The sequence below is a fragment of the Collinsella sp. CLA-ER-H8 genome, from assembly GCF_040092335.1.
In the GTDB taxonomy this organism is placed as follows: Bacteria; Actinomycetota; Coriobacteriia; order Coriobacteriales; family Coriobacteriaceae; genus Collinsella.
On sequence record NZ_JBBNLU010000002.1, the window covers coordinates 184,514 to 198,374 of the forward strand.

Genomic DNA, 13,861 nt, shown 5'->3' on the forward strand with positions numbered 1-13,861 from the left:
AGATCACCTGCCTCTTTCATCCGGACTCTAACCGTTGGTACTGGGATCTCACCAGTTCAGCCGACATGCGAACCAACACACGCACGGGTCGCGGACTCATCGGCTCGGTCGCAGACACCTCGCCTGCGCCACGGTGCCCCTTTGACACCGCCCGATTTACCGCCAGTGGGGAATTCCACCCCGCCCTGAAACAGCAATTGCAAGTGTAGCACGAGCAATCGTTCGCGCAAGTATGCCAAGGGTAATTTGTGGCGGAGATCAGTTGCCAAAGCAACCACGTTCCCCACCCATCCCAAAGCAACGCGCCTTTCGCGCAAAGCGCGAAACAGCGAAGGGGACACGTATCCCTATCGACCACATCCTTCTCCGCCCGCCGGCCTCAAGGCCGTAAACGCAGGGAATCCGGGGGCGGGACGGGGACTTCTCTCCGGAATACTCCGCAGGACGCAAAGAGGCTCCGCAGTGCGAAGCGCGATGCGGAGCCTCTTTGCATGTCCGAGTACGTTCCGGAGAGAAGTCCCCGTCCCGCCCCCGGATTCCCGGTGGGAGTTCTAGACCTTGTCGGCCTTAGTACATACCGCCGCCCTGCTGACCAGCGGTAGCAGCAGCGATTGCGTCCTCAAGCTGAGTGTTCTTGGGCACATCGGAGACGGTGGCCTCGGTGATGAGGATCAGGCTGGCGACAGAAGCAGCGTTCTGCAGGGTGACGCGGCTGACCTTGACGGGGTCGAGGACGCCCATCTCGATCATGTCGCCCCACTCGCCGTTGGCAGAGTTGAGACCCTGGCCGGCGGGCAGCTCGGCGACCTTGTCGACCACGACAGCGCCCTCAAAGCCAGCGTTCTTGGCGATGGTGGCGACCGGAGCGGTCAGAGCCTTCTTGACGATGTCGACGCCGATCTTCTCCTCGGGGTCATCGATCTCGACGGCATCGAGCGCAGGAGCAGCGTCCATGAAGGCGACGCCGCCGCCAGCGACAATGCCCTCCTCGACAGCAGCGCGGGTGGCCTGCAGGGCGTCCTCGACGCGATGCTTGATCTCCTTGAGCTCGGACTCGGTAGCAGCGCCGACCTTGATGACGGCAACGCCACCGGAGAGCTTGGCCAGGCGCTCCTGGAGCTTCTCACGGTCGAAGTCAGAGGTGGTGTTCTCCATCTCGCCCTTAATCTGAGCGATACGGGCGTCGATGGCCTCCTTGGAGCCAGCGCCGCCGACGACGACGGTGTTGTCCTTAGAGATGGTGACGGACTTAGCGGTACCGAGCATATCGGCGGTGATGTCAGCGACCTTCACGCCCAACTCGTCCAGGGCAGCCTGGCCACCGGTGAGGACGGCGATGTCCTCGAGAATGCGCTTGCGGCGATCGCCGTAGCCCGGGGCCTTGACGGCGCAGACGTTGAGGGCGCCACGGATCTTGTTGAGGACCAGGGTAGGCAGAGCTTCGCCGTCGATGTCCTCAGCGATGATGAGCAGGCCACGGCCAGCGCGCTGGACAGCCTCGAGAACGGGCATGATGTCCTGAACGCTGGAGATCTTCTGGTCGGTGATGAGGATGTACGGATCCTTCATCACGGCCTCCATGCGGTCGTTATCCGTGACGAAGTAAGCGGAGACATAGCCCTTGTCGAACTGCATGCCCTCGACGGTGTCGATGGTGATGTCGAACGTCTGGGAATCCTCGACGGTGATGACGCCGTCCTTGCCCACGACCTCCATGGCCTCGGCGATCTTCTCGCCGACCTCGGGGTCACCGGCAGAGATGGTGCCGACGGAAGCAATCTGCTCCTTGGTCTCGACCGGCTTAGCCTGCTTCTTCATCTCGGCGACGGCGGCGTTGACGGCCTTGTCGATGCCGCGACGGATGGCCAGCGGGTTGGCGCCAGCGGCGACGTTGCGCAGACCGTCGTTGACGATGGCCTGAGCGAGCAGAGTTGCGGTGGTGGTGCCGTCACCCACGGTGTCGTTGGTCTTGGTGGCAACCTCCTTCACCAGCTGAGCGCCCATGTTCTCGATGTTGTCCTCGAGCTCGATCTCCTTGGCGACGGAAACGCCGTCGTTGGTGATGGTCGGGGCACCGAACGTGCGCTGCAGCGCAACGTAGCGACCCTTGGGGCCCATGGTGACGGTAACGGCGTCGGCCAGAGTGTTGACGCCCTTGGCGAGCTTAGCGCGGGCATCGGTGTTGAACGTAATGTTCTTTGCCATGGTAGGTAATCCTCCAAAAGAAATGTGACTCGCGTCGCCGCTTCCGAGTCCTATGCGGCGGACGCGTTCAAAGACGAATCAGAGATTCTGACGAGACTAGGCCTCGACGACAGCGTAGATGTCGTCGGCGCGCATCAGCAGATACTTCTCGCCGTCGACCTTGACCTCGTTGCCACCGAACTTACCGTAGATGACAACGTCACCGACCTTGACGTCCATGGGGATGCGCTCACCCTTGTCGTTGACCTTGCCGGCGCCCACGGCAACGATGGTGCCGCGCTGCGGCTTCTCCTGAGCGTTGCTGGCGATGTACAGACCAGAAGCGGTCTTCTGCTCGGCCTCGTCGGGCTTGACCAGAACACGATCTGCAAGCGGCTTCAAAGACGACATGCTTGTCTCCTCCTTTTTGGGCCGCGTGGTTATGCCACGCGAATTAACCCTTTTTGTTTGCGTACGCGTTGAATGGTACCCACGAATGGCGGGTTATACAACACGGAGTCAAAAAATCTTATTTTTTGGCACTTAGATTTTCTGAATGCCGGGGGATAACTTAGCGATGGCTCCCGTGTGGCGCCGGAGGGGCGGGGCATAAGGTTTCCTGCTCGGGCAGTCCTGCTCGCACGAAGGCCACATTAAGTGGCCTTCGGCTCGTGCGGAACTCGCGATAAACCTTATGCCCCGCCCCTCCGGAGCCACACGGGAGCCAGGTTAACTAATTCGGTCCCGGCATTCAGAAAAGTCAGTGCAGCAAAATGGCGATGCGGATGGGGTTAGCGCTCGTAAATCAAGTTGCCTGCCAGGTAGGTGGCCTGAACCTTGGTGGCTTGGAGCTCTTGGGGGTCAACGGTGAGCGGGTTTTGGTCCAGGACTACCAGGTCGGCATACTTGCCGGGCTCCAAGCTGCCGAGGTTTTGCTCGTCGCCCGCTGCATAGGCGCTGCCCAGGGTGTAGTTGCGCAGGGCTGTTGCCGCATCGATGCGCTCGCTCGGCAACCAGCCGCCCTCGGGCCAGTGGCTTTTGGGGTCCTGGCGCGTGATAGCCGTGTAGAGCACGTCCATGCTGGTAACGGGCGTGATAGGGCTGTCGGTACCGAAGGCTTGGCGAATGCCGCGCTGCTTATAGGTTGCAAACGGCCACATGATGCGGCTGCGCTCCAAGCCCAGGTCGCGCTCCGGGCCACCCGGGTCGAGCGTGATGTGGCAAGGCTGGCTCGAAGCAACCACGTTGAGCTTGCGCAGACGATCGATGTCCTGAGGCAGCAAATTCTCCAGATGCTCGAGCGTGTTATGACCGTGCGGGGGCAGACCGTAGAGCTCTGCCGCCTCCTCAAAGATATCGAGCGCAGCATGGATGGCACCGTCGCCGATAACGTGGATGCGCACGGTGTGGCCACGCTCGGCTGCCGCCAGAGCCAACTTGCGCATGCGCTCGACAGGAACCGTCAGGCGACCCTGGTCGCCCGGGAAGCGCGGGTTGGTATAGGGCTCGGTGAGATATGCCGTGTGTTCACTCGACACGCCATCGAAGAACTGCTTAAAACCTGGCGCCGAAAGCAGCGCGTTGTTCGCGTAACGTACCTGGAGCTCTTCTAGACGCGACTGGTCATCCAGCAGCGTGGGGAACAGATGGGCACGAATGCCCAGCTTGCCGGTCGTCTGCAGTTTGTCGTAGACATCGTCGCGGATAAAATCGCAGCCCGGCATGGGCATGAGCGACATATCGCAGATCGAGGTAATACCCTGCTCGGCCATGCGCCTCATTTGATCGGCGTAGGCGCTTGCGATGCGATCTTCGCCCAGCCACTCAAGGCAGCGCGGCAACAGCTGCATGGCAGCCGCCTCGTGAGCAATGCCCGTGAGCTCGCCGTTTGCGTCTTTGTCGTAGCTACCGCCCGCTGGCGGCTCGCTGTCGCGCGTGACGCCGAGCGCCTCGAGTGCACGGCTGTTGAGCCAAAGCGTGTGCCCATCGCCCGAATACATAACGCAGGGACGATCGGGGAATGCCGCATCGAGCGACGCCTTGGTAGGATGCTCGGGCGGGTCCCAACGGTAGTCGCGCCAGCCCTGCGTCACAACCCAAGCGTCGTCGGGCAGGTCCTGGGAAAACTCGAGCGCGTGTTGCACCAGCGCCGCCTCGGACGTGCCCATATCCATGAGCATGTACGGCGAGGAGCCAACCGAGGTATGGAAGAAGTGCAGATGAGCGTCATGGAAACCGGGGCAGACAAACTGCTCGCCGTAGTCGAGAACCGGCGTGGCGGCGGGAGCGGCGGCAATCACGTCATCGGGCGCACCGACTGCGACGATACGGTCGCCTGCGATGGCAATCGCCAGCTCGCGGGCGGACTCGATGCCGTCTTGCGCGGTAAAGACGTTCTTGGAGCGGATAATCCGATCGATATGTTGCATGGGCATCCCCATTTCTGGCAAGAAATTCAACACCCCCGAGTGTACTCCCCCGCCCTTGCAACAAAACCGCAAGCGGCAAACGGCAGCTTTGCCAGGCCAAGTGGCAGGTGGCATACTGGAAAGAGCTTGTACGATTTTGCGATAAACCAGTAAGGAGCAAATCGACCATGACGAAAACCAAGGCACAGCAGATTATGGCGGCAACCGAGGTTCGCGCGGCTGACGACGTCACCGCAGCCATCCGAGATATCGCCGCCGAGTTTGAGCCCTACATCATCAAGCAGCGCCGGCACTTCCATAAGCACCCGGAGCTGAGCCTTGCCGAGGAGCGCACGACTTCTGACATCGCCAACCAGCTCGACGCCATGAATATCCCCTACGAGCGCCCCCTTAAGACGGGTCTGGTGGCGACCCTTCGCGGCACCGCGCCCGACGCCTATCGCGAGGACGGCACGCCGCGCCGCCGCATCCTGCTGCGTGCGGATATCGACGCCCTGCCCGTCACCGAGCAGACCGGCGAGGATTTCGCCAGCGTCAACGAGGGCTGCATGCACGCCTGCGGCCACGACTGCCACATCGCCATGATGCTCGGAACGCTGCAAATCCTGCGCCATATGACCGACGACATCCACGGCGAAGTCCGCATCGTCTTCCAGCCCAGTGAGGAAAACGGCCAGGGCGCCAAACTCATGATCGGCACGGGTGTGCTCGACGGCGTCGACGGCGCCTACGCCGCGCACATCTGGAGCGAGGTCGACGCCGGCACCGTAAGCTGCGAGCCCGGCCCGCGCATGGCCAATACCGACTGGTTCCGCATCGATGTCCGCGGCACCTCGTGCCACGGCGCCATGCCCCAGCGCGGTCACGACGCCGTTATGGTGGCCGCCGAGATCGTCAACGCCCTGCAGACCATCGTCTCGCGCGAGATCAGCCCCTACGAGCCGGCCGTCATCACCGTCGGCGAGCTGCACGGCGGCACCGCACGCAACGTTATCGCCGGCACGGCCTACCTCGCCGGCACGGTGCGTACCTACGGCGATTCGACCCACGAGGAAATGCCGGAGCTTATGCGCCGCATCGTGGAGCATACCGCGGCCGCCTTGGGCGCCGAGGCAGAGCTCACCGACTACACCATCGCCAACTACAAGGTCGAAAACGACGCGGCCTCGAGCGAGCGCTGCCGTCAGGCCGTAATTAAGTGTCTGGGCCCCGCCGGCCAAGGCCATTATCGCGGCACGCTCTCGGGCGAGGATTTTTCGGAGTACCTGCGCCGCGTACCGGGCGTGCTCGCCTTTGTAGGTACGCGCAACCCCAAGATTGGCGCCACGTACGCCCAACATTCCTGCTTTTACAAGATTGACGAGAGCGTGCTGGCCAAGGGCTCCATGGTTGCAGCCCAGTATGCCATCGACTTTTTGGCCGAGCCCACGCAAGAGGAGCTCGACGGCCCCGCGATTACCGCGGTCGCCGAAACCAATCCCGACTTGGCCGCCAAGCTGCGCTCTGCCAAGGCGACGACCGCCGAGGCTCGTGACGCCATCCATGATGCCCGCACGGCTCGCCATGCCGCAATCAAGGGCATCCACGAAGCCCGCGCCGCCGCTCGCCGCGAGGAGAAACACGACGAGTAGTCGTCACACCCATCCATAACAGCCTGGCTAAAGCAAAGCGGGGGCGGACGCGTCGAAACGTCCGCCCCCGCTCATCTGTCAAGCGTTATTTCTACCATTTCTGCCCCGTCCCCAAATGGCAGGCGGCATGCTACTCGTCCTGAGGGTCCTCGTCGGAACTTGACTCGGGCGCCGGCTCAGGTGCAGGTGCCGGCTCAGGCTCAGGCTCAGGTGCAGGCTCGGACTCAGATGCCGTCTCAGGCTCGGGCGCCGGCTCAGGCTCGGTCGGGGGAGCGGGTGCAGGTGCCGGCGAAGCATCCGGAGCACCGTAACCCGAAGGGGTGGACTTCTTCTCGAAGGGCAACACAAAAGTCAGGACGTCGTCCTTATCCTCATCGGCCCACTCGCTTGCATAGCGTGCGGCCCAATAGCCAACGGCACGGTGCTTGAGCATCTTGCCAAAGACCGTAAGAAATACGGTGACGAAAGCGACCAGCACCAAGAACAGCGCGAGCGTGACGCCGCCGCCGGTAACAATTGCCTCAATACCCGTAGGACGATAGTAGTAGCTATACATACCGACAGAGGCAATGGCGCCAAAGACGGCCGTCAAGATCCATGTGACAACGTTGGCGACCAGGCCCGTCAAAAACTCGGGAAGGAACGAAGCGCAGAACAGCTTGGTCTTGTTGTGCTTAAACGCCGCCCAGACCTTATCGAGCGAAAACGCGCTCTCGACACGCCCGGTCACCGCAAAGTGCATCACGGCGATGTCGGCGAGCATCTTAAAGAAGACACCCAGAATCGCCGAGGCAATTAGCGCCAGGACAAGCAGGCCGAGCGAACCGAACAGCGCAGCCTCGAGCGCATAAGAGCCGTAATAAGAATACGAGCCCGCGGCGCCAATTACCACGCCCTCCACCAGCGAAAGCACTACACCGATAACGGGAATGGCAGCGATAACCTCGAGCACGACCGAAATAACGCTCGAAAAGACTCCGAGACCAAACGACGTGGAACGCATCAGCGGACGATCCATGCCGTCATCGACCTTGAGCGACAGATCGCGGCCCCACTCGATACCGAAGCCGGAACCGCACACACTCGCAATGCAAGCTGCCAAAAAGCCGATGGCAGCCGCAATGCCGCCAATAACGGGAATAAACAACACGAGCACCGACACAACGCAAATCAGCGCCGGCAAAAACGCGATTTGGCATACACGCTGAAGCACGCCCGGAGTCTTAGTCATATCTTGGAACGCCTGAGCCACACAGCCCTTTGGCGCATTCGCCACGGGCGGTTGCGGAACAAACTGCTGGGGCTGAGGCTGTCCCTGGGGAGCGGGGCCAGCGGCACCGGCATTAGGAGCACCACACACGCCGCAGAACTTGTCGTTATCGCCCATGGGGGCGCCACACTGCGAGCAGAACATAGAATCATCCCTTCGTATCTTGAACAAATCACTTGGATCGCAAACGATGTCTTTAGCATCATTATTGCCCAATGTGGAGTCAAATACTCAAAGATGACCGATTTGCAAGATACACGGCGCCAGCAGGCGGTTCGTTGAATACGTCTGTGCTAGTTCGTTCCGCGGAAGCCCTTGCCGACAATCTCGGAGCTGTCGACGATCGTGATAAAGGCACCCGGATCGACCTCGCGCGCATAACGGCGCAGCTGCACGGCCTCGCGACGGCTCAGCACGCTCATGATCACCGTCACGCACTTGCCCGAGAAGGCACCGTAGCCGCGACTGATGGTCGCCGTACGGTTGAGATGCTTGACGATAAACTCCTCGACCTTAAGGGGCTCGGAGCAAATGATCGTGCAGACCTTACGAAGGTGAATGCTCTCGATAGCCTTGTCGACCACGAGCGTCTTGGCAAACAGACCGAGCACGCAGTACAGACCGACGCGCGGGCCATACAGGAAAGCCGCAATGGTCACGATGCCGATATCGACCAGCAACAGGGCACGGCCGATCTCGAGCGTCGTGCGGCGCTTGAGGATCATGGCAAGGATGTCGGTGCCGCCCGTCGAGGCGCCAATGTCAAAGACAATGGCACTGCCCAGCGCCGGCAAGATGACGGCAAAACACAGGTCGAGCCACATATCGCCCGTCATCGAAACATCCGTCGGAATGAAGAGCTCAAACAGCGAGACGTAGGCCGAAAGCGCAAACGAGGCAAAGACGCTCCAAAGGATTGCCTTGCGCTCCAAAAAGATAAAACCCAGGATGACCAGGACCGCGTTGATAATCCACATAAAGACGCCGACGGGCAGAGTCGGGAACAGCGTGGAAAGAATGACCGACACGCCCGAGGTGCCGCCGAAGGCAAAGTGATTGGGGGTTTTAAAGGCCACGATGGCGAACGCCGTGAGGACCAGGCCCAGATTGAGCTCGGCAAAAAAGCGCGGAAAGCCGGGCTCCTGGCTGCGCTTGCGGCCGGCGCGCTCGCCACGTTCGATATCCTCACGACCGACAACGCGCTCCATCGGCACCACCGGAGGACGATGCATCTCCTCGGCGGCACGCGACGCCGCCTCTGCCGCAGCGGCTTCAATCGCCCATGCCTTGCTTTCGGTCTCGTGTTCGTCGGCCATTACGGCAACCCCTCGTTAACAATTTGGAAACAATGCGCCCATTAGGGTAACGCGGAACGCGAAGATTGCAACCCTTAGTTAGACGAGCGGTATGCCCGCATCGGGGGCATACAAATAACGGCCGGCCGCACATACATCCGTGCGACCGGCCGTTTGACGTTTTCGCAGATAAAACCTGCCAAAACAAACCTGTCCCTTTTTGGAAGGTTATTCGTGCTGGCTGGTGCGGTGCTCGTACTCCTCGGGGGTGATGACATCCTCGATGCGCAGGTTGACGCCTGCCACCTCAAGGCCGGTCATCGCGGCCAGACGCTCGGTGACGCGCGCCTTAACGTCGTCAAAGATCGCAGGCGCATAGGCGCCGTACTCGATGATGACCGAGATGTTGACGACCACGCGGTTGTCATCGGTGACCTCAACCGTCACGCCCTTGGTCAGGTTCTCGGCACCAAACTGCTCCTGCACAAAGTGCATGAGGTTGCCCTTCATGCCCAGAACATGCGGCACCTCGCGGGTGGCCATGGCAACGATCTTCTCGATCACACCGTTGGAATAGGTCAGCGAGTCCTCGGACTCGTCCGCCTCCTCGTCCATCTCCTCGTTGTCCTCGTCCGTATCGGACTCGGCCTCGACGAGTGCCTCGTCCTCGAGCGTCACGTCCCCGGCATCGGCGACGGCCTCATTCGCCTCGAGCTCGGTATCGGCCACATCGACCTTCGTGTTAAAAGCCATGGTTCCTCCTTATGCCTGCCGCAGATGCGACAGTCGAATTCATATTAGCGGCCGCTAAACAGACGGCCGAAGAAGTTGACGATACCGTTCTCGCCGTCGCGAATCTGGCCGATCACGGCGCCGATCAGCACAAAGAATGCGATGACGAGCGTGTCCCACAGACCCAACGTAAGTACCAGCACGGCGAGGATAAAGCCTGCCAAGGCGCCGAGCGTAGTATTGGGGTGGCGCACGGCGTAGCTCCAGATAGCAGCGCCCGTACCTTTGATGAGACCCATGGCCTCGTCAAAGTCGTTGACGGCGCTGTCGTGCTGCTCGCCGGCCTCGGGCTTGGTGTCGGCGGACTCGCCTGCCGGCGTAGCGTTCTGGTCGATCGTCAGGCGCGGCGTGCGGGCGGTCTTGTCTTGATTGGTATCACTCACCGGAAACCTCCACGGTCTGGACGGTAGTCTTGGACGGCAAAAAACGGACGCGCGCGGTCGTGCCCGGCGTGCCGAGCATGGTGTCGCAGGCCTTCTCGATGCGCTGCTGCATCGAGGTGGCAAGAGCGGCAACGTCCTTGTCATCAAGCGCGATGGCCTCGACCTTAAAACGAACGCGCGACTCGTCGGAGCCTTGAACGCGTGCCTCGATATGCTCAACCATCACGCGATCATCGCGCTCTGCCGCGGCACGGGCGCACGAGGAAAGCGCTGCGAGCGTGACCTCGATATTGCGCTCCCCCGCCGGATGCACGCAGGACGGCTCGCGACGCGCGAACATCAGGCGGAAAAAACCGATGAGCACGCCAAGCGCCACGATAGCGGCACACACCGTAACGACGACGCGAGGCATGGCGTCACGCAGCAGCAGCATAAAGCGATACGTATACGGTCCCCAGAACTGGCAGACAAGCGTACCCAGCGCCACGATGGCGGCGGCAAGATACACGATCGCTAGGGCTCGTTTGAGTACGCGCACGCGCGCTCCCTTCAGGTTTCGGTCCACAGAATGCAAAACGGTTCGCATCATTATAAAAGAGCCGGGTCCGGTGCTATACGCACGCGGATCCGGCTCATCTATTCCACGAGGCTTGCATGCTCGCTTCATTATGCCCAGATATGCACGGCTTAACCCGTGCGGGCGCTACTCCTCCTCGAGGGCAGCGATGACCTCGTCGGTCATGTCCATGGTGCTGTAGACGTCCTGGACGTCGTCGAGCTCCTCGAGACGGTCGATGAGGCGCTGAACCTTCTTGGCGTCGGCGCCGGAGACCTCGGTCGGGGTAGTCGGGACCATGGTGGTCTCGGAACCCTTGACCTGGACGCCCTGCTCCTCGAGCGCCTTGGAGACAGCCATGACCTCGTTGGCAGTAGTCCAGACGATCCACTCCTCGCCGGCGTCCTCGTAGTCCTCGCCACCGGCCTCGGCGATGGCCATCATGAACTCATCCTCGTCACCGGCAGCACCGTTGGCGATCATGGTCTCCTTCTTGGCGTTCTCGTCCAGAATCTCCTTGGCGACGACGATCTGGCCCTTGCGCTCAAACTGGAAGGCGACGGAGCCGGAGGTGCCCAGGTTGCCACCAGCGTGGGAGAAGGCGGAACGGACATCGGCGGCGGTGCGGTTGCGGTTATCGGTCAGGCAGTCGACGTAGACGGCGACACCGGCGGGACCGTAGCCCTCGTACACGATGTTCTCGTAGACGGCGGCATCGGCACCCGAACCGAAGGCCTTGTCGATAGCGGACTTGATCTTGTCCTTGGGCATGGACTGAGCCTTGGCCTTAGCAACGGCAGCGGCGAGGCTGGCGTTGTTCTCGGGCAGCGGGTCGCCGCCGAGACGGGCAGCAACGGTGATGTTGCGGCTCAGCTTGGAGAAGAGGGCGGAACGCTTGGCGTCCTGCGCGCCCTTACGATGCTTGGTTGTGGCCCACTTAGAGTGTCCGGACATACGTGTCTCCTATCGGTTTCGACCTAAAGCCCAGCGCAGATGCTCGGGCAATATAAACAAACGTCGTTATGATATACCTACTGGCCTGCGAGATAAACCCCAAAATGAAGGCGTCGTGATGATACAGCCCCCTTGGTGCAAAGCAACCTGCCCCCTTTGCACCAAATTAGGACCAGAGGAGGTCGCTGCGGGTGATGGTGGCGCCGATGGCAAAGGGCATGCAGGCGATGACCGGATACAGGTAGCGCATGTAGGTCGAGCCGTTGCAGGGACCGATCAGGCACACGGCGAGCACGCCCAGCAGCGGCACCCAAATGGCCAGCCCGCGCCACGAATGACGACGTAGAAGATAGACCACCACGGCGATCATGATCCACACATAGGTGGCCGAGCTCATGGTGAGCGAGATAAACGGGATGCGTTGTACTGCCACGCGATACAGGTTGATCAGGTGGTCGCACCAGCGCACAACCTTGCTATCGACCGGATGGAAGTCAAAGTACTTGAGGTTATCGGGCTTCGCCATGATCTCGGCACTGCGCGCCGTGCTGTAGACCCATGCGTCGCGAGCGCTCGGATAAAAATACCCATAGTAGTTATTGATGAGCGCCGAGATATAGCACCCGGGGTCCTTTTTGAACATCTGGGCCCACACCTCAAAATAGGCCTTGATGTCCTCCTGCGAGGCGTACTCGTTAAAGCAATTTTTGACGGCGTCCGACTTATCCGGGTTGTAACGGCGGCCCAGATTCTCGTACTTGAGCACGCGGTCGATCACGGCACGCTCTTCGTCGGTCACCAAGCCGTCGCAAGGAGCCTCCACGATGGTGCCGTCCTCCTTAACCGTGGGGTTGACGCCCGAGTTGAGGCCGTCGTGCTTTTGGACGAAACGAGCCGTCTGCTGGAACGGAATCGAGAGGATTTCGCGCTTGGAACCAGGCGTGATGTCGTGCGCCGGCATAAAGACCTTAGTGAAGTACATGTTGGAGGCAAGGCAGAGTGCAAGCACCGCAAGAACTCCCACCCAGCGGAAACGCGGGATGGCGCCCGAAGGCGCAGCACCAGCCTGCTTGGCTGCACGATGAGCCACATGCGCGTCCCATGCGCAAAACGCCGCCGCGATTACGCATGCCACCAGGGGAAACACCAGGCCGCCGTTACGCAGAAACGTGGAACCCATGGCGCCCAGAGCGAGCAGCAGCCAGTCATGGCGCGCAAAGAGCACGGGCCTCTGTTCGCCCGCACGCTCGGCATTGGCATCGCGACGGGGCAGGCCGCAGGCCACGAGCTTCACGGTCTGCACCAACAGCACCAAAAACGCGTCGGTAAACAGCACATCTTTGGTAAGCAGAGCCGCATAGTTGGAGAACATGGGCATAAACACAAAGAACAGCAAGATCACGCCGCGGACCGGCAGGCTCACGCCCAGCTTGCGCAGCGACGAGATGGAATAGGCCATGCAGGCGGCCGTAATGACGAACTGGGCGCAGGTGTAGATGGCAAGACCTGCGTTGGCGCTATTGAACAGCGAAAGCCCCAGCTGGACGCACAAACCGATGATAGCCGTGTGCACCACGGGGTGATGTCCGTTGAGCAACACATTGGGATTGAGCAGACGCAGATAGTCACTCGTGCCATTGGGGTAGTTGAACCACTGGCGAATCTGCGCACCCGTATCTCCCATAAAAAGGCCAGGCAGCGAAGCGATGAGCGTGGGCGCCCAGGCGATCATAAGCACCAGGAAGGGCCCGGCAAAGGGATGGACCGAGAGCACGGCGTGAGCCACACGCCATACGCGGCCAAAGTGCGCTTCGGAAAACGGAATGCGCCGAGAGCTCAGCCAATCTAGACACTCAAAGGCGAGGTAGAAGGCAACGACCGCCAAGAGCATCCAGCCCGCGCCGCCTATCCAGGCGCAGATGATGCGGGCCTTGTCGCCGAGCACGATCTCGGCCGAATCGGTGAGGTCGTAGCTGCGGCCAAACACCATGCAGACGGCAAAGAACAGCGACGGAAGGATCACCGAGGGACGCCAAGCGTCGCCGCGGCCAAAGAACACGTAGCGAAACGGCAGCGTGAGCAGGCAGGCAAGCGCAAGCAGCATGACCGCGTCGGTATGGCCGGCAAACGAGAGGAGCACCTCGTAGCACACGTACAGCATGCCCGAGGCTTTGGGGTCAATCGCCAAGACTGCGTTGCTCGACACCGGGGCGGGATCGATGGAAAACGCCGTGGTCGCCAACAGCGCGAGCAAAAATGCGATGAGCGTCTGCTTGGCGGGGTAGCGCTTAAACCAGACGATGCGGGCAGCGTCGCGCGCAGCCGTTGTGGAGAGGTCGGAATCCTTCACAGTCCGAAAGCCTTTCT

General features: G+C 61.2%; 11 protein-coding genes and 1 riboswitch. Of the genes, 1 reads left to right on the top strand and 10 read right to left on the bottom strand.

Features of this window, described 5'->3' with window-relative positions; translation table 11 throughout:
• Positions 1 to 4: 4 nt before the first annotated feature.
• Positions 5 to 197, bottom strand: a riboswitch (FMN riboswitch).
• Positions 198 to 567: 370 nt separating this feature from the next.
• The 3 genes from groL to AAAX72_RS02140 form a co-directional block, all read right to left on the bottom strand.
• Positions 568 to 2,205, bottom strand: coding sequence for a chaperonin GroEL (groL, locus tag AAAX72_RS02130; RefSeq protein WP_006234938.1), 1,638 nt, complete (start codon positions 2,203 to 2,205; stop codon positions 568 to 570).
• Between the two features lie 96 nt (positions 2,206 to 2,301).
• A complete protein-coding gene (groES, locus tag AAAX72_RS02135) occupies positions 2,302 to 2,595 on the bottom strand; it encodes a co-chaperone GroES (protein WP_022094351.1) in 294 nt (97 codons plus the stop codon).
• Between the two features lie 380 nt (positions 2,596 to 2,975).
• The gene (locus AAAX72_RS02140) at positions 2,976 to 4,619 is read right to left on the bottom strand and encodes an amidohydrolase (RefSeq protein WP_349128824.1); all 1,644 of its coding nucleotides are present in this window, start codon (positions 4,617 to 4,619) and stop codon (positions 2,976 to 2,978) included.
• A gap of 161 nt (positions 4,620 to 4,780) precedes the next feature.
• On the opposite strand from AAAX72_RS02140, the gene AAAX72_RS02145 reads away from it, so the two are divergent.
• Positions 4,781 to 6,244, top strand: coding sequence for a M20 family metallopeptidase (locus AAAX72_RS02145; protein WP_349128826.1), 1,464 nt, complete (start codon positions 4,781 to 4,783; stop codon positions 6,242 to 6,244).
• A 130-nt stretch (positions 6,245 to 6,374) separates the two neighbouring features.
• Here the strand turns inward: AAAX72_RS02145 and AAAX72_RS02150 are convergent, their stop codons facing one another.
• The 7 genes from AAAX72_RS02150 to AAAX72_RS02180 all read right to left on the bottom strand — a co-directional run bounded on the left by AAAX72_RS02150 (position 6,375) and on the right by AAAX72_RS02180 (position 13,844).
• On the bottom strand, positions 6,375 to 7,658 hold the full coding sequence (locus AAAX72_RS02150; protein ID WP_349128827.1) for a zinc-ribbon domain-containing protein: 1,284 nt from the start codon (positions 7,656 to 7,658) through the stop codon (positions 6,375 to 6,377).
• 149 nt (positions 7,659 to 7,807) lie between these two features.
• Positions 7,808 to 8,830: a YitT family protein gene (locus tag AAAX72_RS02155; protein WP_349128829.1), complete on the bottom strand. Its 1,023-nt coding sequence runs from the start codon at positions 8,828 to 8,830 to the stop codon at positions 7,808 to 7,810.
• A 207-nt stretch (positions 8,831 to 9,037) separates the two neighbouring features.
• Positions 9,038 to 9,562, bottom strand: coding sequence for an Asp23/Gls24 family envelope stress response protein (locus AAAX72_RS02160; RefSeq protein WP_349128830.1), 525 nt, complete (start codon positions 9,560 to 9,562; stop codon positions 9,038 to 9,040).
• Positions 9,563 to 9,606: 44 nt separating this feature from the next.
• Positions 9,607 to 9,984, bottom strand: a complete 378-nt coding sequence (locus tag AAAX72_RS02165) for a DUF2273 domain-containing protein (protein WP_349128832.1) — start codon at positions 9,982 to 9,984, stop codon at positions 9,607 to 9,609.
• Positions 9,977 to 10,522 carry a hypothetical protein gene (locus AAAX72_RS02170; RefSeq protein WP_349128834.1) on the bottom strand — a complete coding sequence of 182 codons (546 nt, stop codon included), beginning with the start codon at positions 10,520 to 10,522 and terminating at the stop codon, positions 9,977 to 9,979. The genes AAAX72_RS02165 and AAAX72_RS02170 overlap by 8 nt, the downstream gene beginning before the upstream one ends.
• A 165-nt stretch (positions 10,523 to 10,687) precedes the next feature.
• Positions 10,688 to 11,494, bottom strand: coding sequence for a YebC/PmpR family DNA-binding transcriptional regulator (locus AAAX72_RS02175; RefSeq protein WP_006234926.1), 807 nt, complete (start codon positions 11,492 to 11,494; stop codon positions 10,688 to 10,690).
• 166 nt (positions 11,495 to 11,660) lie between these two features.
• Complete coding sequence (locus AAAX72_RS02180; RefSeq protein WP_349128836.1) at positions 11,661 to 13,844, bottom strand: DUF6020 family protein; 2,184 nt, start codon at positions 13,842 to 13,844, stop codon at positions 11,661 to 11,663.
• Positions 13,845 to 13,861 lie beyond the last annotated feature (17 nt).

What these genes read in the sequence shown, in the direction of transcription:
- AAAX72_RS02145 (WP_349128826.1), top strand. Translation starts at nt 4,781, where the DNA reads ATGACGAAAACCAAGGCACAGCAGATTATGGCGGCAACCGAGGTTCGC.
- AAAX72_RS02160 (WP_349128830.1), bottom strand. Translation starts at nt 9,562, where the DNA reads ATGGCTTTTAACACGAAGGTCGATGTGGCCGATACCGAGCTCGAGGCG.
- AAAX72_RS02140 (WP_349128824.1), bottom strand. Translation starts at nt 4,619, where the DNA reads ATGCCCATGCAACATATCGATCGGATTATCCGCTCCAAGAACGTCTTT.
- AAAX72_RS02175 (WP_006234926.1), bottom strand. Translation starts at nt 11,494, where the DNA reads ATGTCCGGACACTCTAAGTGGGCCACAACCAAGCATCGTAAGGGCGCG.
- groES (WP_022094351.1), bottom strand. Translation starts at nt 2,595, where the DNA reads ATGTCGTCTTTGAAGCCGCTTGCAGATCGTGTTCTGGTCAAGCCCGAC.
- groL (WP_006234938.1), bottom strand. Translation starts at nt 2,205, where the DNA reads ATGGCAAAGAACATTACGTTCAACACCGATGCCCGCGCTAAGCTCGCC.
- AAAX72_RS02155 (WP_349128829.1), bottom strand. Translation starts at nt 8,830, where the DNA reads ATGGCCGACGAACACGAGACCGAAAGCAAGGCATGGGCGATTGAAGCC.
- AAAX72_RS02150 (WP_349128827.1), bottom strand. Translation starts at nt 7,658, where the DNA reads ATGTTCTGCTCGCAGTGTGGCGCCCCCATGGGCGATAACGACAAGTTC.